General features: G+C 43.0%; 29 protein-coding genes. 26 read left to right on the top strand and 3 right to left on the bottom strand.

Annotation, left to right across the window (positions count from 1 at the left end; genetic code table 11):
- The first annotated feature begins 112 nt into the window (after positions 1-112).
- From ABY044_RS11165 to ABY044_RS11095, 15 genes are all read left to right on the top strand, one after another.
- Positions 113-373 carry an ogr/Delta-like zinc finger family protein gene (locus tag ABY044_RS11165; protein WP_373020722.1) on the top strand — a complete coding sequence of 87 codons (261 nt, stop codon included), beginning with the start codon at positions 113-115 and terminating at the stop codon, positions 371-373.
- Positions 374-522: 149 nt separating this feature from the next.
- The gene (locus tag ABY044_RS11160; RefSeq protein ID WP_373020720.1) at positions 523-1,734 is read left to right on the top strand and encodes a DNA circularization N-terminal domain-containing protein; all 1,212 of its coding nucleotides are present in this window, start codon (positions 523-525) and stop codon (positions 1,732-1,734) included.
- A complete protein-coding gene (locus ABY044_RS11155) occupies positions 1,731-2,669 on the top strand; it encodes a hypothetical protein (RefSeq protein WP_373020718.1) in 939 nt (312 codons plus the stop codon). Before ABY044_RS11160 ends, ABY044_RS11155 begins: the two co-directional genes overlap by 4 nt.
- Positions 2,669-3,217 carry a phage baseplate assembly protein V gene (locus tag ABY044_RS11150; protein ID WP_373020716.1) on the top strand — a complete coding sequence of 183 codons (549 nt, stop codon included), beginning with the start codon at positions 2,669-2,671 and terminating at the stop codon, positions 3,215-3,217. The genes ABY044_RS11155 and ABY044_RS11150 overlap by 1 nt, the downstream gene beginning before the upstream one ends.
- A gap of 11 nt (positions 3,218-3,228) precedes the next feature.
- On the top strand, positions 3,229-3,612 hold the full coding sequence (locus ABY044_RS11145; RefSeq protein ID WP_373020714.1) for a phage GP46 family protein: 384 nt from the start codon (positions 3,229-3,231) through the stop codon (positions 3,610-3,612).
- Positions 3,613-3,640: 28 nt separating this feature from the next.
- Positions 3,641-4,657 carry a baseplate J/gp47 family protein gene (locus ABY044_RS11140; protein WP_373020713.1) on the top strand — a complete coding sequence of 339 codons (1,017 nt, stop codon included), beginning with the start codon at positions 3,641-3,643 and terminating at the stop codon, positions 4,655-4,657.
- On the top strand, positions 4,648-5,181 hold the full coding sequence (locus ABY044_RS11135; protein ID WP_373020712.1) for a hypothetical protein: 534 nt from the start codon (positions 4,648-4,650) through the stop codon (positions 5,179-5,181). The genes ABY044_RS11140 and ABY044_RS11135 overlap by 10 nt, the downstream gene beginning before the upstream one ends.
- A 4-nt stretch (positions 5,182-5,185) precedes the next feature.
- Positions 5,186-6,256 (top strand): phage tail protein, encoded by a 1,071-nt coding sequence (locus tag ABY044_RS11130; RefSeq protein ID WP_373020711.1) that lies wholly within the window; start codon positions 5,186-5,188, stop codon positions 6,254-6,256.
- 10 nt (positions 6,257-6,266) lie between these two features.
- Entirely contained in the window at positions 6,267-6,836 is a 570-nt protein-coding gene (locus ABY044_RS11125) for a tail fiber assembly protein (RefSeq protein WP_373020709.1), read from the top strand.
- Complete coding sequence (locus ABY044_RS11120) at positions 6,820-7,182, top strand: DUF1353 domain-containing protein (protein ID WP_373020707.1); 363 nt, start codon at positions 6,820-6,822, stop codon at positions 7,180-7,182. Before ABY044_RS11125 ends, ABY044_RS11120 begins: the two co-directional genes overlap by 17 nt.
- Positions 7,183-7,429: 247 nt before the next feature.
- The gene (locus ABY044_RS11115) at positions 7,430-8,194 is read left to right on the top strand and encodes a DNA adenine methylase (RefSeq protein WP_373020705.1); all 765 of its coding nucleotides are present in this window, start codon (positions 7,430-7,432) and stop codon (positions 8,192-8,194) included.
- A 423-nt stretch (positions 8,195-8,617) separates the two neighbouring features.
- Positions 8,618-8,893 (top strand): hypothetical protein, encoded by a 276-nt coding sequence (locus ABY044_RS11110; protein ID WP_373020703.1) that lies wholly within the window; start codon positions 8,618-8,620, stop codon positions 8,891-8,893.
- Positions 8,893-9,300, top strand: coding sequence for a hypothetical protein (locus tag ABY044_RS11105; RefSeq protein ID WP_373020701.1), 408 nt, complete (start codon positions 8,893-8,895; stop codon positions 9,298-9,300). The genes ABY044_RS11110 and ABY044_RS11105 overlap by 1 nt, the downstream gene beginning before the upstream one ends.
- Positions 9,293-9,553, top strand: coding sequence for a hypothetical protein (locus ABY044_RS11100; protein ID WP_373020699.1), 261 nt, complete (start codon positions 9,293-9,295; stop codon positions 9,551-9,553). Before ABY044_RS11105 ends, ABY044_RS11100 begins: the two co-directional genes overlap by 8 nt.
- Positions 9,550-9,933: a hypothetical protein gene (locus tag ABY044_RS11095; protein WP_373020698.1), complete on the top strand. Its 384-nt coding sequence runs from the start codon at positions 9,550-9,552 to the stop codon at positions 9,931-9,933. Before ABY044_RS11100 ends, ABY044_RS11095 begins: the two co-directional genes overlap by 4 nt.
- A 189-nt stretch (positions 9,934-10,122) precedes the next feature.
- Here the strand turns inward: ABY044_RS11095 and ABY044_RS11090 are convergent, their stop codons facing one another.
- The 3 genes from ABY044_RS11090 to ABY044_RS11080 form a co-directional block, all read right to left on the bottom strand.
- Positions 10,123-10,395: a hypothetical protein gene (locus tag ABY044_RS11090; protein WP_373020696.1), complete on the bottom strand. Its 273-nt coding sequence runs from the start codon at positions 10,393-10,395 to the stop codon at positions 10,123-10,125.
- A 24-nt stretch (positions 10,396-10,419) separates the two neighbouring features.
- On the bottom strand, positions 10,420-11,028 hold the full coding sequence (locus tag ABY044_RS11085) for a hypothetical protein (protein ID WP_373020695.1): 609 nt from the start codon (positions 11,026-11,028) through the stop codon (positions 10,420-10,422).
- Between the two features lie 157 nt (positions 11,029-11,185).
- A complete protein-coding gene (locus tag ABY044_RS11080; protein WP_373020694.1) occupies positions 11,186-11,470 on the bottom strand; it encodes a helix-turn-helix transcriptional regulator in 285 nt (94 codons plus the stop codon).
- 72 nt (positions 11,471-11,542) lie between these two features.
- Here ABY044_RS11080 and ABY044_RS11075 point away from each other — a divergent pair, with 72 nt between their 5' ends.
- The 11 genes from ABY044_RS11075 to ABY044_RS11025 are packed head-to-tail and all read left to right on the top strand — an operon-like array spanning position 11,543 to position 18,125.
- Entirely contained in the window at positions 11,543-11,809 is a 267-nt protein-coding gene (locus tag ABY044_RS11075) for a hypothetical protein (protein WP_373020693.1), read from the top strand.
- Between the two features lie 21 nt (positions 11,810-11,830).
- Positions 11,831-12,067, top strand: a complete 237-nt coding sequence (locus ABY044_RS11070) for a hypothetical protein (protein ID WP_373020691.1) — start codon at positions 11,831-11,833, stop codon at positions 12,065-12,067.
- Between the two features lie 12 nt (positions 12,068-12,079).
- Positions 12,080-12,364 (top strand): hypothetical protein, encoded by a 285-nt coding sequence (locus ABY044_RS11065; RefSeq protein ID WP_373020689.1) that lies wholly within the window; start codon positions 12,080-12,082, stop codon positions 12,362-12,364.
- Between the two features lie 8 nt (positions 12,365-12,372).
- Positions 12,373-15,060, top strand: coding sequence for a toprim domain-containing protein (locus ABY044_RS11060; protein ID WP_373020687.1), 2,688 nt, complete (start codon positions 12,373-12,375; stop codon positions 15,058-15,060).
- On the top strand, positions 15,061-15,414 hold the full coding sequence (locus ABY044_RS11055; RefSeq protein ID WP_373020685.1) for a hypothetical protein: 354 nt from the start codon (positions 15,061-15,063) through the stop codon (positions 15,412-15,414). It abuts the gene before it with no gap.
- A gap of 22 nt (positions 15,415-15,436) precedes the next feature.
- Positions 15,437-15,742 carry a hypothetical protein gene (locus tag ABY044_RS11050; protein WP_373020683.1) on the top strand — a complete coding sequence of 102 codons (306 nt, stop codon included), beginning with the start codon at positions 15,437-15,439 and terminating at the stop codon, positions 15,740-15,742.
- 43 nt (positions 15,743-15,785) lie between these two features.
- Positions 15,786-16,037: a hypothetical protein gene (locus ABY044_RS11045; protein ID WP_373020682.1), complete on the top strand. Its 252-nt coding sequence runs from the start codon at positions 15,786-15,788 to the stop codon at positions 16,035-16,037.
- Entirely contained in the window at positions 16,034-16,630 is a 597-nt protein-coding gene (locus ABY044_RS11040; RefSeq protein ID WP_373020681.1) for an HNH endonuclease signature motif containing protein, read from the top strand. Before ABY044_RS11045 ends, ABY044_RS11040 begins: the two co-directional genes overlap by 4 nt.
- On the top strand, positions 16,630-16,857 hold the full coding sequence (locus ABY044_RS11035; protein ID WP_373020680.1) for a hypothetical protein: 228 nt from the start codon (positions 16,630-16,632) through the stop codon (positions 16,855-16,857). The genes ABY044_RS11040 and ABY044_RS11035 overlap by 1 nt, the downstream gene beginning before the upstream one ends.
- A 3-nt stretch (positions 16,858-16,860) precedes the next feature.
- Entirely contained in the window at positions 16,861-17,193 is a 333-nt protein-coding gene (locus ABY044_RS11030) for a helix-turn-helix domain-containing protein (protein WP_373020678.1), read from the top strand.
- Positions 17,076-18,125, top strand: coding sequence for a tyrosine-type recombinase/integrase (locus ABY044_RS11025; RefSeq protein ID WP_373020743.1), 1,050 nt, complete (start codon positions 17,076-17,078; stop codon positions 18,123-18,125). The genes ABY044_RS11030 and ABY044_RS11025 overlap by 118 nt, the downstream gene beginning before the upstream one ends.
- Positions 18,126-18,220 lie beyond the last annotated feature (95 nt).

Genomic DNA, 18,220 nt, shown 5'->3' with positions numbered 1-18,220 from the left:
TTTTTAAACATAATTACACTTTAAAATAAATACCCATACCGTGAAATTTTAACCGATTTCACCACAGCCGAAGGTATGAGACTTTGAACCGCTTAATTGAGGACGGTCTTATATGCTTGTGCGCTGCCCTACTTGCCTATCTAAAGCCATCATTGTGGCATCAGAACAATACACACAAGAAACCCGCGTATTGTATTGCCAGTGCAAAAACTTGAACTGCAGCACTACATTCAAAGGACTCCTATCTTTTGAAGAGATTATCCGATCACCGGCGCAAGGTGCAGAACCACCATGCCCGACGAAACAACCCGACCTTTTAAAAGACCCAAGGCAAATGGATTTATTAGCCTGTGAACCTGAAAATGAGGGGTGAATCGATGATTTCTAGACAAAAACCACGTTCATTAAGCCAGTCGCTATTTACCGAGCACACTTTCTGTGCGGAGGAGGAGGTAAGCGGACTTGATCGCCGTTGCTCGAATGGCGTGTGCGCTTATGAACCTACTTTGAGTGGTGGCCGTCATGTGGGATAAGAAATACGACCAGGCGACCTGGAACGGGATCCCATTTAGCATTCTGAAAACAGATGACACCCAAGGTAAACACGTCGACGCTAAAGAGATCCCATACAGCGACAGCCACTATCATGATGTGCTTGGAGACAAGATACCGACCTATACGATCGAAGCAGTGTTCGTCGGTGCTGATTCATTAAACGAAGCAAACGCATTTCGCAGCGAGTTACGCCAGAACCCAGAAGGTACATTAGAACACCCTTACCTTGGTGAACTTGATCTGGTTTATGAGGACAGCACACAATCGATCAACACCAAAAAAGGCCTGGTCAAGCTTACGTTGAAATTCATCACGCAAGGTAAACCGGTCGAACTTCCAAAGACCTTCTCAAAGTCACTGACAAACTATTCGGATCCAGTGATTAACCAGGCTAACATTCAGTTTGAAAACCAAATCAACGCGGCAAGCGTTGACCAGATCACAATCACTCAAAACGAATTCGATACCTATTTGAATGATATTGATTACCTGGCAAACCAACTGAAACTTGACGGTTCAGGCCTTGATGTGAAAACCAAGATCAACGCCGCCAAACGTTCGATCTCTTCAATCGCCACAAATCCTGGCGAGTTTGCCGGCCAAATTGATGGTGTTATGAATTCGTTGGTTTCAGGTGTGCAAACATCATACGCAGACACCGCCAGCAACAGTATTTTGAGCCTTGAACAAGTGGTCGATAAACGCTTTAAAGACAATGAAGAAAACCAAACTACGCCGCTTATCAAACTGCATAGCACAACTGCCAGATTAAAACTAAATCGCGCCCTAGCAGCCGTCAGTGATAGCACGGATTTGAACGGAAGATCGTCTGTCGGTGATTTGACCAATAAACTAAACGGTATCAACTTGGAAACCGCCTACCAATCAATTAAAGCAGTCAAATCATCAATTGAACAACGTTATCAGGAAAGCACCTCGACGGCAGACTATGAAACCATGCCACTGGTTGAAGCGATCGCAAACTTAAACAACCACGTTCAAACCCAGTTAATAAAACTGAATGAATACCTCGAAACCTTGCAAACAATCAGCATTTACAGCCCAACGCCATCAATATGCCTTGCCTTTGCAAACGACAGCACGCTATCCGAATTTGAAGGACTAAACGCTATCACTCACCCACTGTTTGTTCATGGTGAAATCAAGGTGAAAAAATGACCGATCGAATTAGACTAAAAATCGACGGTCAAGAATGGCCGTACTATACGGCAACGCTTAGATTCAGCCTGGATCAGTTGGCACATACCTTCACGGCCAATATCCAATACATGACAATCACTAAACCGCTTGAAGTCGAATGGTTGCTAGGACCCACCACAATTTTGAAAGGCCAGATCGATGACGTCGACGAAGGAACCACAGCCACATCAACCGGCATCACCATCAACGGCCGATCGCAAAGCGCCAACTTTATTGACAGCCGGATAAAGACTGACGCCGCCTATAATCTGAGTTTTAAAGATCTGTTGAAAAATCTGCTGTCAGACTACGGCCTGAACGTCAAAAACAATGTTTCCGGAAATATCGATCCGATCGAAGAATTCCAACTGAATGCCGAATCTGCACTAAGCGGTGTTTCCCAACTTGCAAAACACCGAAATTTAAACCTAATAGAGCGTTCCGGATCCATCTTGATTGAACGTCCTGGACAGTTTGAAATCCAGGATCTTGTCCTAGAAGAAGGCAACAACCTAAGAGAAGTAAAAATCAAACGCAGCTTTTCAAACCTATACCACACTTATGAGATCCAAAGCGGTTGGGATAATTCCGAAGCCATTGTCACCTACGAACCGGCTGCAAAGAGCCGCAAATGCGTCATTATTGCCGACAAGTTGAAAGACCAACAGGCCTGCCAGAACCGTGCCGAATACGAAAAGAATCTGGCGATTGCCAAAAGCCTTGTGGTCAGCGGAAAAGTGCCTGGCATTCATGCACAGCTAACCGGAACCGCTATCAATAAAATGGTTGAGATCAAATCAAACAAGCGCAAATTTGATGAAAAATTGCTGATTCGTTCCATCACATTGAATGCTGCAAAAAATGAAAACTCAACCGATATTGAACTATTCCGCCCATTCATGGAGAACGCATAATGCTTAAAGACCTGGCAAACCGCATCAAGCTGCTATTTGGTACCGGAATCCCAACCAGAGTGGAAACTAAATTCATCCAGATACTAATGGCAACCGGTGTCAAAAACGACAAAATCAAGCGGATCCATAACTATGGATTCATGAGCCGACCGCTGACTGACAAAAGCAAAGCCTATACCCTATTTTTGGGCGGTGACGTCTCACGCGGGATTGCCTTCTGTGTCGAAGATGAACGTTATGAAATGGAACTGCAGCCAGGTGAAGTCGCCATATTGGACAACAAAGGCAATCTGGTGCATTTAACTGCATCCGGTATCACTATTTACAGCGACAATGACGTCAACGTCTCATGCTCCAACGCCACGGTGAACGCAACCAAAACCACCATCAATTCCGAAACCGAAATCAATGGAAAAACCACAATTAACGGCGAGACAACATTGAACGGTGCTGTAACCAATACCGGTGGAATCACAATTGATGGATCTAATTATGGCACCCATAAACATAACGAAAATGACGGTGGAACAACCAGTACACCTGTATAGGAATAACACAAATGAGCAACTATTTTTCATTAGCCGCGATCAGCAGCGCGTTGAACAGTCAAACAGGGCTTGAACATGCAATTTTGCAAAGCCTGCTTAACTGGGCGAAAGCCCGTGCAAATGACAAGCTAGAGAAAGGCCAAGACCACCGTGGATGGTGGGCAAATGAATTCCTATCAGGAATTGGCTGCCGTGATTGGACACTGGCACGGGAAAAGCAAACTGACGATACACGAAAACGTGCAAAACGCTACACCGAACAAGCACTTGAATGGCTAATCACCCAAGACCGAGCCAAAGCCATAAAAGTGCAATGTCAGTATGAAAATGAACGCCTGGTCAGGGTAATTACAATCACCTTACCAGACGACACCAACTTTCAACTGACGTTATAAGACGACACAAAACCATCGAGGTGACAACATGAGCCAAAAACCAAGCCTACAGCAGCTTATAGATCGTGCAAAAACATCAATGATTAATAAACTTGGTGTATCAACACCTGCAATAGATGCACTTGCAGCCGCAATTGGTGGAGGTAATTATGGTCAATATTCTTATCAGGACTATTTATTCAGACAATTAAATCCTGAAACTGCAGATGAAGAATGGTTATACCTTTGGGCGTCGCGATTGGGTGTCGATCGGATCTTGCCGAGCTATGCGACCGGATCCATTAACTTTTTTAACACATCCGGCGTGGTTTCGGTACCGGAAGGCACCATTGTAAAAACTGCAGACGATAAACAGTACCAGGTTTCTCAGGTAACAAACTCGGATCAACCGGTACCGGTAGTTGCGCTGACTGCCGGTAGCAATTACAACCTGTCACCAGGCGTCAATCTCTATCTGGTTTCGTCTGTTCTAGGGTTAAACCCGGACACCATCACCACCGATGCGATTGCCGGTGGTTCAGAAATTGAAGACCTGGAACATTGGCGCAACCGTATCATTGTCGCCTTCCAATCACAGCAAGCGATCGGACGGAGAGAAGACTATAAAAACTGGGCGATTTCAGCACATAGCGATGTTGATTTCGGGTGGGCGTTAGACAATACACCTGCGACCGGTAACGTGACTGTTTATATCGGACAACGTGAAAATAACCCGATCGTAACGGACACCGTGAAAACGGCCGTCCAGGACTACATCGAAACCAAACGCCTGGCTGGGTGTCATGCCTTCATTAATCATCCAATCACAAAACCATTGAACATTACCATCAGCGATGTGGCCGACCTGACAACCCGCAACACCATAGCTTCTGCGCTGCAAACCTACATAAACGGACGTTTAGGTGACCAACAGGCGATTACACCTGGCGAAATAATTCTGGTTGTGTCAGCAATTACCACAAATTTCAGCCTAATCAGCCCGATTGCAAGCGTGTCACCGGCAACCGATGAAGTCATCACTTTAGGGGCAATCACATGGCAGTAACCATCGAAGACAGCTATACAGCGGAAGATTTTAAGAAAGCAACACAAAAGCTTCTTCCACCAGGCGAATATTGGTCAAACCAAACACCTGGAACGGATCTCGACAAACTTCTGACTGCGATTGGGCAGGAATTTAAGACAGTACACGACGAAACCAAACTATCCGTTTTAATTCAACTCGATAATAGCCTGTTCGGTTGGAAGTTAGCCGACTATCAAGGACTATTAAACCTACAAGGAATTGACGCGCAGGTCACCGACGACCCACTGACGCCGAACGTAATTTACATCAAGATCCGTTCAACACAGGATCTGTTTGCAGTATTCCAACAGATTGAAAACTATCGGCTACCGCACACGATAATCAACTGGGGTTTTGAAGTGCTGTTAGGTATGAAAGCGGCACTTCGCGGAGCCGTTTATAAACGTATTGAAGCCATAGAAGCCCCTTACCTTGGCGGCGTTGGATTACAGGCTTCAATCAGACCGATCAATTATTTAAGACTAGAAGCAAGCGAGGCTTAATCACATGGCTTTACAAATCACCATTACAGATGCCGGGCGCGCCGAAATCATCAACGCCGCCAATACTGGAACCGCACCGGTCGAAATTACCGAAGTCGGGCTAGGTACCGGAAACTATGTGCCGGATCCAACCCAAACCGCACTGCAGACAGAAACCAAACGACTGACCACCATTGCCGGGCTTTCGGTCGCTGCAGACACAATTCACCTCACAATCAAGGATGAATCGGCAGACGTTTACGACGTCAGCGAGTTCGGTCTTTATACCGCAAGCGGTACCCTATTTGCAGTCTATTCAGATGCAGTTAACTCATTCATGCAGAAGGCGGCCGGTAACACCCTGTTATTGTCGGTTGATATTGTCCTTGGAACATTGGACGCAACCAACGTTACTTTTGGTGACACTGCCTTTGCTAATCCACCGGCAAGCGAAACCGTTTCTGGGGTATTAAAACTATCTGACTTAACACAGGCAACATCAGGAACAGACACATCAACTGCAATGACTCCTAAACGAGTAAACGAGGCACTTTCCCAGTTTGGTTTGTTTGGAGTATCAAAAAACCAAAGCACTGGGGATGCAGATTCCATAACCAAAAATGGTATGTACTATTTTTCATCAGGTTTAAATATTCCGATTCCGAATGGACACTTAATTCATCAACAAGTCACTGCGGATTATGCTGTTCAGTATTTTTCACCTGGCACACTTTCATCATTAGGCGGTATGTACCATAGAAGAAAAGTTCTTGGTGTTTGGCAGGGATGGCAAGAACTTGCACATACTGGTAATGAGACCACACTTTTATCTGGAAACGGTTATAAAAAATTTCTTGGTGGGTTGATTATTCAATGGGGAATAGTTACAGGTTCAGCCAGTAGTGATGTTGCTGTTACATTGCCAATTGCATTTCCAAACTCACCATTTAGAACTTACACAGAAGCTGTTGCAGCAGGTGCTGCAAGAACTACAACGAGCGTAAGCCAGAGTACAACTGGCTTTAATACCTCTATATGGGGGTTAGATGGACTAAGAAAAGCAGAGCCAATTTATTGGCTTGCATTTGGTTATTAAGGTGATCTACATGAAAATTTTTTATAGTAAAAAAACTGGTGGTTTTTATCCAGATGAATTGAAATCAGATTATGAAATTGCAGGATCATGGCCTTCTGACGCAGTTGAACTTTCAGAATTAGAGCAAGAAACCTACTGGAAACAAAATCCACCAACTGGTAAAAAACTTGGTTCTGATTTAAATGGCCGCCCTATTTGGGAAGATATTCCACCATTACCACTAGCAGATGCAATTAAGATCAAGTCTTCTGAAATCAACACCAAGGCACAACAATTCGTCGATGAAAAAATCCCGGCTTATCCTGAATTTGCTATGCAAACATTCAAGAGCCAGGAAGAAGAAGCTATCGCCTATCTTGCTGACAACAACGCACCCACGCCAACACTAGCAAGCATTGCCAGTAAACGCGGCTTAACCGTGCTTGAAATCGCAAATCGAGTGATCGCCAAAGCCAACGCATTCAAAGCCATTGCCGGTGACATCGAAGGACAGCGACAAGCATACGAAGACCAACTTGAAGCGGCTCTCGATGTTGCGGCCGTCGAAGCGATCGTCGTCAACTATGTGCTACCTGCCTAGTGGTGTCAAAGCCGAAATCATGCTGCCGCCTAAATGGTGGCAGCGTCCATACTACCGGCTACTGGAACCAATAGAGTGCGCCGGTCATTTCGTACCGAAAGGCTTCATTTCAGATGGTGCAACCGTTCCACGCTTATTTTGGCCTGTTTTCCCACCGATCGGCCGTTACCTCAAAGCAACCCTGGTTCATGATTGTTACCTGCAGCAAGGAATCGATCGCAAAACCTGTGATCAACACTTTAAGCAATGTTTACTGGCTTTAGGCGTCACTTCTTGGCGTGTCATCACACTCTATACCGCCGTCCGTTTATATAGCTGTTTTCTAGCTTTTAAACACACGCGTTAAAACTAAATCTGATTGAACAAAAGCCACCAGAAACTAGAATAAAACCCATGAATTTTTAACAAAAAAAAGGCCATCACCAACCAAGGTGACGGCCTGAATTTAAGGCTAAGAGAAGCGACCCGTTTGAATGCGCCAACATTCAAAAGGCCATCAACCACAGTGATTACGCACTGTGAGTCGACCAAGGCTCCCCTGCTCTGCAGAGCGCGGAGGAGTTTACCATATTTTTAATAATGGAGGACTCACAATGTCATCACCCATCATTCCGTGGATGGGCGGTAAACGCCGCCTAGCCAAACACATCATCCCCATGATTCCAGAACATACCTGCTATGTGGAACCTTTCTCTGGTGGTGCAGCGATTTTTTTCATGAAGCCAGAATCCAAGGTCGAAGTCATTAACGATTTAAACGGTGAACTGGTTAACCTTTACCGTGTCGTACAGAACCACATGGAAGAGTTTATCCGCCAGTTCAAGTTCTCCCTGGTAAGCCGCCAATTGTTTAAATGGGAACAGATGAAAAACCCAGAAACGCTCACAGACATTCAGCGTGCCGCCCGTTTTTTCTACCTGCAGAAACTTTGCTTTGGTGGCAAATCAACCGGACAAACCTATGGCACGGCCACCACATCAAAGCCACGGTTAAATATCAACACCATAGGCGAAGAGTTAACCGAAGCGCACTTCCGCCTACATAAAACCAATATCGAAAACTTATCTTGGGAGTTATGCGTCAAAAAATACGACCGGCCACACTCGTTTTTTTACCTGGATCCACCCTACTGGCAAACCGCCGGTTACGGTGGTGATTTTGACTTTGAACACTATGAAAAAATGGCAGAATTCATGCGTGTAATTCAGGGCAAGATGATGATCTCAATCAACGATCACCCTGATATTCGAAAACTGTTCAACGAGTTCAATATCAAAACCGTCAACCTTAAATACACCGTTGGTGGTTCAAAGAAAAACTCAGATAAAAAACAAGAACTTATCATCACAAATTATTGATACTGAATAATCACTAAATAAAAAACAATTAACTAGCTATTAAAACAATTCTAGGAACCAGTATAAATGCCAGCAATAGGCATGGCAGCGCATATACAGATCACTGCATATGTGTTGCCGTTATATCTTATGGCCTAGTTAAAGATTATCTAGGAACCATTCAACGATTAAATGAACGATCTTAACGATCGACAAAGCGCGGCTAAAAGCCTTAACCATTTCTTTAATTTTAAACATACAAATACCTCGTTTTTTTGAAAAAAAATTCACCTTTTTTCAAAGGCTCATAGGTATTTATAAAAATTGTTTTTTTAACGTAAAAAGCGTGCAAAACGCTTTTATAAAAGTGCATTAAAAAGCATTTAACTATTTATAAAACAAGGAATTAGTAACAATAAAATAAAACAATTAATAGGAATAGACATGGCACAAAACGAACCAAATGAAGGGCAAATTTCTACTCAAGCCAAATCAACACTGGAACGCCACGTCCAGACGATCCTAGTAAGTTTGATTACAGCAGCAATCATTTACGTTTCCGTAAACCTTTCGCACTACCAGGAACAGATGGCGCGATTTGAAGAACGCATGATCGCATTAACCGACAAAATCGACGGCCTGTTGATGTTGCGTGAAGACGTCGAAGACAACAAAGTCAGAATCAAGGTGCTTGAATCAAAGCATGAAAGGGAACGGTAATGGGTTACCACTATTCGTCTAAATCTAGTCGCAATCTAAGCCAGTGTCACCCGCTGATTCAACAGGTGTTCAACCGTGTCATTGAAATAGCAGATTGCACTATCATCACCGGTTTCAGAAACGAGCAAGACCAGAACGAAAAATACGACACCGGCCGCAGTGAAGTTCAATGGCCGGACAGTAAACACAACTTTATCCCATCGTTGGCGATCGATGCAGCACCCTACCCGATCGACTATGACGACCGAGAACGCATCACCCTATTTGCAGGCCTGGTTCTAGGGATCGCATCTGAAATGGGGATCCAACTGCGTTGGGGTGGTGACTGGGATCGAGACTGGCAGGTCAAAGACAACAAGTTCGACGACCTTCTTCATTTTGAATTGATTGGGGTGACCAATGGCTGAAAAAATTGATCTACCGCAAACCTACTGGAAATACCGTCGCAGCATTGCCATTGCCTGCGCGGTATTTGGATTCATCTTCGCTTTGGTAATTCTATTCACCTACGACGTTTTGACACTAAAAGAATTCCCGGTCGTCAGCTTTTCAACCGTCGTTTATCTGTTCCTCGTCATTCCGATCGTAATTTACATGACCGGCGCAAACCGCGAAGATTTGGAAAAAATAAAGGGGATTTTAGAGGTATTGAAGAAATGATGATTTTAACCTGGATTAAAACTAACCTTAAATGGTTAGCCGTGATTGCAGTCACAATAGCCTTGACCTATATCGGCTTCAAACTGGTTGAACTTGGACGTAGCCAAGCCGAACTCGAATGCCAGATTGAGAAAACCGAAGCCGTGGCAAGAGCCATCAGCCAAACTAATCAAATCAACCAGGAAAACGCGCAGATTGCCGAAGACTACTGGAAAGAAATTACCGAACAAAAGCCCAAGATACAAACCATTGAAAAAAGGATCATCGAATATGTTAAAAGCAATGATACTGGCCGCTGTGATCTTGATGACGGCGAGTTGCACATCCTCACCGACATTGTCGACATCGTTAACCACGGCAGCACCGGAACCGGTCATTGACCAAGCCTGGTTGGTAAAATGCGCCCCACTTCCATATCCACCAAAAGAAAAGGCAAACCACCTGCTTTGGAAAAAAGCGATACTGCTGCAGTACAAAGATTGCCGCGACCGGCATAACGCCTGGGTAGATACACAGAAATAAAAAAGGCCGCAAATGCGGCCTTTTTATCGTTAAATACTTCTAATATTTCAGATTTTTTTAGTACGATTGAAAATATCAATCAAACCATTTTCAAACTCTCTAAAAGCTTCATTATTAACGTCATTGTTAACGCTAGTTATGCTTGAATGAGCAAAACCACCAGAAAGACAATAATCTCCTGCAATTGGTTCATGTGATGAATATTCAATGGTTGCAGTAAGATCTAGTTGTTTTAATAAATCTAATGCTTGAGATTTATAACTATCAAGATCAATTTTGTATCTCTCTAGTGTTGGAAGGTTAATGGTAATTTTATTCATATAATTTTATCCAATAATGATTATTTATCTTATCTTAGTAACCGTAACCATAATTTCAGGTTCTTCGATTGCACCGTTTCTGGTCAACGATCGTTCGCCAGTAATCTCACCGCTAATCAAAATTGATTCACCGGCTTTAAGTGATTTGAAAACCGCCTGAATATCGCTGTTATCTGAAAATAGGTGAAATTCATAACCGCCTAAATCTTTGGCAATGACAAAATAACGATCTTTATCGATACTTTTGATTGATTCAACTTTCAACCCCCACCAAACGATCGGTTTTTTCTGATTGAAAAAATCATGCGCTTCATTCAAAGCCTGGTCGATCATAGCTTCATTTTTTGCCGCTTTGCTTTCTTCATACTTATCTTGAAGTTCTGAAATCTGTAAATCATACATTTCCTGTTCACTAGGAGGATGAACAATATCAGCTTGTTTTAAAGCCATTACTGACACATAGACAAACAATACCGTTAATACAATCCTGACACCCAACGTCCATACTTTACCCAACCACATCAAAATCAACCCGATTGGAAAAAAAATCACTAAAAAAATGATTATTGTTACCGGATGGAAACTAGGTTTATCACTTTTAATTTCAGATATATTCTGTTGAATTTCTGACATAGTATTCTCATTAATATAACTCGTAAAACAACCCATTTATTAAGGTTTTGTAATATAAGCAAATAACTATATTGGCATGTGACTTGTAACTATCGCGACTGCGTAAAACCGGAATTACGCAAACATTGATAATTGTCGTTGATAAATAGCCACAATCTCAGGCTGTTTTTTCCGACGTAGACAAATCCCGTAGCTTCTTCTCTTCTGGTGTGATCTGGTCATCACTTGTAGTAACTGGCATTTCATCGAACATTAAATACATGGTGTAGTGAGGAAAAGCCGCACATATCTTTTGGATTGCTTCTAAATTTGGTGATCTGGTTCCACCTTCATATCTGGCAACAGAAACCTTTCCTACCTCGATTCGCTCACCAAATTCGGTCTGTGTTAAACCTTCGGCTTCTCGAATCTCTCTGATTTTCTCTGATATTTTTTTTGACATAAAGTTATCCATTCGGCTATTATTTAAAACAAGTTATCCACTTGGCTAACTTTTCTAAATGGAGCCGAACCCATGAGAACTTTTTTAGACACCAATGCACATCAATTTACTTCATCCGATCACTCGGAAGAAAATTCGTTGCGCGTTGATTTTTTGAAGACTTCTATTCGATACGCTGACCCAAAGACGTTGGATCAGAAGTGTGAGAATAAAGTCCACTGTCTTTCGTTGAATGCTTTTTATCCACGTTTAAAGCATTCATTCACTTGGTTAATGGGTTCGGCTCCGTTCACCAATCGTTTGCAGTGGGCTTCATTGTCACACTTTTTATTCTGCTAAGTCAAAATTTAGGGGTACGCCATGAGTAGTAACATTCAACATCCGCAAGAATCCGCAATCAATGCGATTTTACGTCAGCAGATCAAGAACCTAATCACGCTTCAAACTGAACTTAAATCTATCAAACTTGAAAACATTTCAATGGCGCAATGTGTTCAACACTCGAAGCGTCTGGCAACGATAAAGGCAAAAGTTGAAGCCTATCACGAAATTATAGATCTGCTTAACATCGATCAATCGACATCCGCCGAAGCATAAGGACGGTTTGCCATGCAAGAAATATTCACAATAACTCATTTTATCGACGGTATAGGCGACCACGAGTTCGAACCAAAGCAAAACCCGATCGCCTGTTTAGTTGGTATTGCGGAAGACCTATTCAAACAACCTTACTATCTAGTTGAAATCGACAAAAGAACAGTAAATCTAGGCTCTTCAAAAGACTTGAATCACTTCATCAACCACAATCAAAGTTTTCAAAATATCACCGTAAAGGACGCTTTTTCGCCGCTAGGTGACGAGAACCACTTGATATTGAACCGTAACATCCATTGAGCCTGCTTATGTCAACAAACCACCCGATCGATTATTCACAAGTCATTAACCGTCTGGTTGCTGATTACAGCTTCAAACGCAGCGGCAAACACCTTGTTCAAGGTCGTTGCCCGGAGTGCGGAAAAAAAGAACTGCATACCCACGTTGAAAAGCCGTTTTCGGTCAAATGTAACCGCCAGAATAAATGCGGCTACGAGGAAACCATAAAAGACCTGTACCCGGATCTATATGAAGACTACACCAAGAAATATCCGGCAACAGATAAGGATCCAAACCTAACGGCTAAGAAGTATCTGAACGATGTGCGCGGATTCGACGTCGGCAAACTGAACGGTTGGTTTGAACAAGGCATGATTCACGACGCCGAACACAACGTTACCACGGCAACGGTTAAGTTCTGGCTAGATAAGGAAAACGGCGTTTCCTGGGAACGACTGATCGACCACACCAGGCACTTTGAAAAGAAAGCCCGTTTTCTCGGAAAACTGGCAGGTAACTACTGGATGCCACCGGCGATTGAACACATAGATCCTGAACGGCCGCTTTACCTGGTCGAGGGGATCTTCGACTGTATCGCTTTATGGTTCTGTGGTGTCCAGGCGGCAAGCATTATGACGACGAATAACTGGCCGAAAAAATTGATCGATCGCCTAAACAAAGAACAGACGATCGTATGGGCGTTGGACAACAACAAAGCCGGGATAACCTGGGGTAAAAAATACCGCCAACAAAGCCGTGTTCTCGGTTTCGATTCCTTCCTGGCAATCCCAACCAATCCAAAAGACTGGAACGACCTGTATATTCTCAAGGATCCTGACGCTATGTTTGATGTTATGGATCAAGCGATATGGAACGGCGAGATCATCGCTGCAGCTACAGCCGGAGAAGCGGCAGCATTATATGTGGCGCAAACCCGTAAGCCGTACCGCATTATTCAAAAAGGAAATGCCTACTGGGAAGCTAAATACGACCGCAACAAGCTTGAAAAGGACGTCGGTGACAAGGACGACCCGGAGGAATTAAACAAACACTTTAAACGCGACTCTCTTGACCTGATCCGCGACGACATTTTCTTGAGCCAGATAAAAAGTGCCATTCGCATGGAAAAGCTGTCTAACTGCGTCGCCAAGTTTGAATATCAGCAGGTCGACCAGTACAACGACCAGGATAGATTGAACTATTTTGAGATCTCATACGAGAACGGATCACCAAAATCAACCATTAGCATTCCAGGAACAGCCCTAGCCGATGCCGGATCATTCAACCAGGCATTATTGAGAAATACGCCAGGTGCACGATTCACCGGAGGTAAGGCACACATTGAACACCTTCACGAAAATGTCTGGTTCTATAAGCCGGCAAAGGAAGTTAAAACCCTAAATTTCTGCGGTTACGACCATAAAAGCGGTGCTTACGTATTCAATGAAACCGCCTTCCTTCGCGGTAAACGTCATGAGATCAATCAACAAGGGTTTTTCGACCTTAAAGACGTTGCCATCAAATCGGTAAACCGTGACATTCGCTTGAAGATCTCTAACCGTTTTGATCCGGTAAAGTTCATGTACCATTTTCAAGGGGCTTACGGGGAACGTGGTTTGATCGTCTTTTCATGGTGGGTTGGATCTCTTTTTGCAGAACAGTTGCGTGACCACTTCCAAGGCTACCCATTCTTTGAACTGCAGGGGCAGGCATCTTCCGGTAAATCGACCTTAATCAAGATCCTTTGGAAGCTGTTTGGCCGTGAGGATTACGAAGGCTTTAACCCGCTTAACTCTTCATTCAGTGCGATCGACCGTAACTTCGCTAAAGCATCCAATATGCCGGTGGTTCTAATCGAATCGGATGCCAACGACGAACAGCGTAATTCAAAGAAATTCAACTGGGAACACCTCAAGAACGCTTATACCGGTGAACCACTAAAGGAACGCGGCGTACAGAATGGAGGGAATGAAACTGTATTCAATCCATTCAGGGCGGCATTGATGGCCGCACAGAACACAGCGATCGAGGGAACAGAAGCGATTCTATCCCGCTTCATTCATCTTACGCTTGACCGTACGCACCACCTTCCTGGCGGTAAATTACACGCAGAGACGTTGGCGCGTACTGACGTTGAAGAACTGTCCGGGTTCATGCCATTTATGCTGCGCCATGAAAACGAAATCATCAAAAAAGTAATTGAACTCACACCACTGCATTACAAAGCAATGGATGACTTGCAGATACGCATTGACCGTATAAAAGACAACCACGCCATGCTCATGGCGATTTTAGAGACTTTATGCGCCTATCTACCAATCGACGGAGAAATCGCTTTGAGAGCGATGGAATTAATCCGCAAGCGCGCAATTAAACGCCAACTAGACACCCAGGTCGATCACCCAAGTGTCCAGGAACTTTGGGATATTTACGAATTCTTAAATATTCAGGAAAACACCGACGACAAAAATGACCTTTATGGCTCTAAAGAGATCCTAAACCACAGTAAAGATAACAGTCTAATCGCTATAAACCTGGTTCAGTTTGAACAGGCCTGTAAACATCGCGGCATTAAATCGCCTGATATGGCCGAAGTTAAACGAAATATAAAACAATCGCACCGATTCAAGTTCGTCGAATACAAAAGCGTTAATTCTAAGATCAGTAACAAGGCGGTGCGTTGTTTCATTTTTAAAAATCCAAAAGGAGGTAATTAAGTGCACGGTCAGAGACAACAAAAGCAGCCAGATAAGAAAGAAGCCATTAAACGCATGGAAAACGCTCAACTATTGGCAGCCATGCGTGAAATGGAACTGGAACAACTGAATAAGAACTGGGGGCTGAAATTCGACATGGTCGTCAAAATGTTTGAAGCGGCCATCAGCAATGCGGCAACGATCGGAGAAGCAAAACACTGGTATAGGACTTGGGCGGAACAAGTCAACGCGATCGATCACACTGCAGACGATGCAGAACAGCAAATGGATGCCATCATCGAACAGCATGGATTTGAATTCACCATCACACCGGTTGCAGTTCCTTACCAGGAAATGTGCGGCCGTAAAAACTAAAAAACTACTTGGAGGTAGAGCAATGAAAAACTTAATCAACAGAGCATTAATCTGGGCTTATGAAAAAGGAATTATTCACGGTTCAAAACCAGATATTCACGTATTAAAAACCTATGAACAAACAGCAAAGCTACATAACGCAATCATAAATAAAGATCTTGATTCAATCGAAAAGCACATTGGTGGAACCTTAGTAACGCTAATTATTCATGCTGAAATGAACTGTTTGACTATTGAACAATGCCTGGAAACTGCATTGAAAGAGATTGAGCCGAGAGAAGGCGAAATGATTAACGGCCTGTTTGTAAAACAATCTACTAATAACTAACGAAATAACAAGTCTGGCACTTAAGCCAGTAATAGGAGCCGAAATGAAAAACTCAATGCAAGATCTGAATAATCACCTATTCGCTCAATTAGAGCGTTTGAATGACGAAGATATGTCACCGGATCAAATGAAAACCGAAATCAACAAAGCCAATGCAATGGCAAATGTTGCGAAGGTTATATCACAAAATGCTGCACTTGAACTGAAAGCACAACAAATGGCTGATGATGGTTATATTCATTCAAAGCCTAAAATACTTCAAGACAAAAAACCGGCAATCGGGAGTCAGTCATGAGAATAAATAAACCTTATACCGAAGCCCAAAAACAATGGCTTAAAAAACAGTACCCGCAACTTTCAAGGGTTGAACTGACAAAAGCTTTCAACGAACAATTTGAATCTGATCGTACAGTAAAAGGCCTTGTTGAATTCTGTAAAAGGAACGGTATTAAATCTGGAAGATCAGGGTGTTTTGAGAAAGGTAGCAAACCTTGGAACACTGGAACGAAAGGAGTATGCAAACCAAATTCCGGAAGCTTCAAAAAAGGTGGCCGTCCAGATCAACGCGCACCGATAGGTCATGAACGGATTGATAAAAAACACGGCTATATCTGGAAGAAGGTAGAACAGCCGAATAAGTTCAGGCTGAAACATCAGCTTGTTTGGGAAGAACATAACGGAACAATACCTGACGGTATGGTGTTGTGGTTCCTTGATGGCAACCGTCAAAACTGTGCGATCGACAACCTTGAACTGATTAAAAAAACAGAACAGATCAGAAGAAATAAGCTGCGCGTAAATCAGTCTCCGGAAGAGATCAAGTACACCTTGAAACTAGTTGCAAAAATACAAGTAAAAGTAGCAGAAGAAACAAAGGTGGAAGACTAATGGAAATGCTTGAATACATCGGCGCAGCGTGCGCAATTATTGGTTCATTATGGCTTACTCACAAGCTTCCCGGACACTCTTATGGGTTTGTACTATTCCTTATTGCAAGCCTTTCACTGGCTTTGTATTTTTTCAGCCAAAAACAATATGGCGCGCTTGCAATGGAAGTGGTGTTCATCTATTCCAACATGGTTGGAATTCGTAAATGGATCTTCAATAAGGTTTAGATCATGAAGCTTTTAACCGTTGAACAAGTAGCATCTATGTTAAATCTTTCGACATTCTCGATTCGTGAAATGGCTAGAGAAGGGATTATTACAGGTGCGAAAGTACAGGGAAAATGGCGCTTTCTTATCACTGATATTGAAGCCTATATCGATAAGTTGTTTAATAAAGGGGATGGTGCATTGCCAGAAACATCCCAAAAGGAGGGATTTCAATGGCAATCACAAAACGAGGTAAAACCTGGTATACACGTTTTACAGCGCCAAACGGACAAAGAATATTCCAATCTTGTAAAACCGAGTCAAAGACGGAAGCGCAAGAATTTGAAGACACTTTGAAAGCTGAATTATGGCGTGTGTTCAAACTAGGTGAAAAACCACGCCGATCGTTTAAAGAAGCCGTCATAACCTACATTTCAAACGCACAGATTAAAGAAAGCACCCGTGTTTCGCATTTATCAAATATCGCTATATTGGATGAATGGTTCGGAACATTAATGCTAGATGAAATCGACCGTGCTTCGATCGATCAATTTAAGATAGATCGCCTAAATGAAGGGGTTACAGGTGCAACCGTAAATCGTCAACTAGAGATTTTACGTGCAATCTTTAACTTTTGTCGTGATGAATTAGAGTGGATCGAATCGTTTCCTAAAATCAAAATGTTTAAGGAAAACACGAAAAGAATCCGTTTTTTAAGTAAGGCTGAAAGCGAAGCATTGCTGACACCAGGTGTTCTTAACGAACATACCAGAGATATGGCTATATTTACTTTGGCTACTGGTTTACGTGAAAGCAATGTCACCGGTTTAAAATGGGAAAATGTAGACCTACGCAGAAAACTGGCTTTTGTTGATCCAGATGATGCAAAAGGTGGACGTTTGATTCGTGTACCACTTAATACTTCTGCAATCAGTGTACTGCGTAAACAGATTGGTAAACACGATGTTTATGTATTCACTTTTCGAGGTAAACAGGTGAAAAAGGCCGGGACAAAAGCTTGGAGAAATGCCTTAAAAAAACTAGGCATTGAAAATTTCAGGTGGCATGACCTTCGCCATACATGGGCTAGTTGGCATGTTCAGAACGGTACTTCTCTTCAAGAACTGCAAGAACTTGGTGGTTGGTCGAGTTATGAAATGGTATTAAGGTACGCTCACCTTGATTCAGATCATTTAATGGAATCAGCAAACAATGTGGATAACGTAATCGGGTGTGCAACTGGTGCAAAATCGGTGCAACTTGAATTACAGACAAAAAAAATGGGCTAGTGCTGCAACACTTAACCCATTGATTTCAATACTTAAATTGTATTTGAATTTGGTAGCGGGGGCTGGATTTGAACCAACGACCTTCGGGTTATGAG

Origin of the sequence: Thiomicrorhabdus sp., from assembly GCF_041583835.1 — a bacterium.
Taxonomy (GTDB): domain Bacteria; phylum Pseudomonadota; class Gammaproteobacteria; order Thiomicrospirales; family Thiomicrospiraceae; genus Thiomicrorhabdus.
This window is presented reverse-complemented; position numbering and strand designations above follow the sequence as displayed.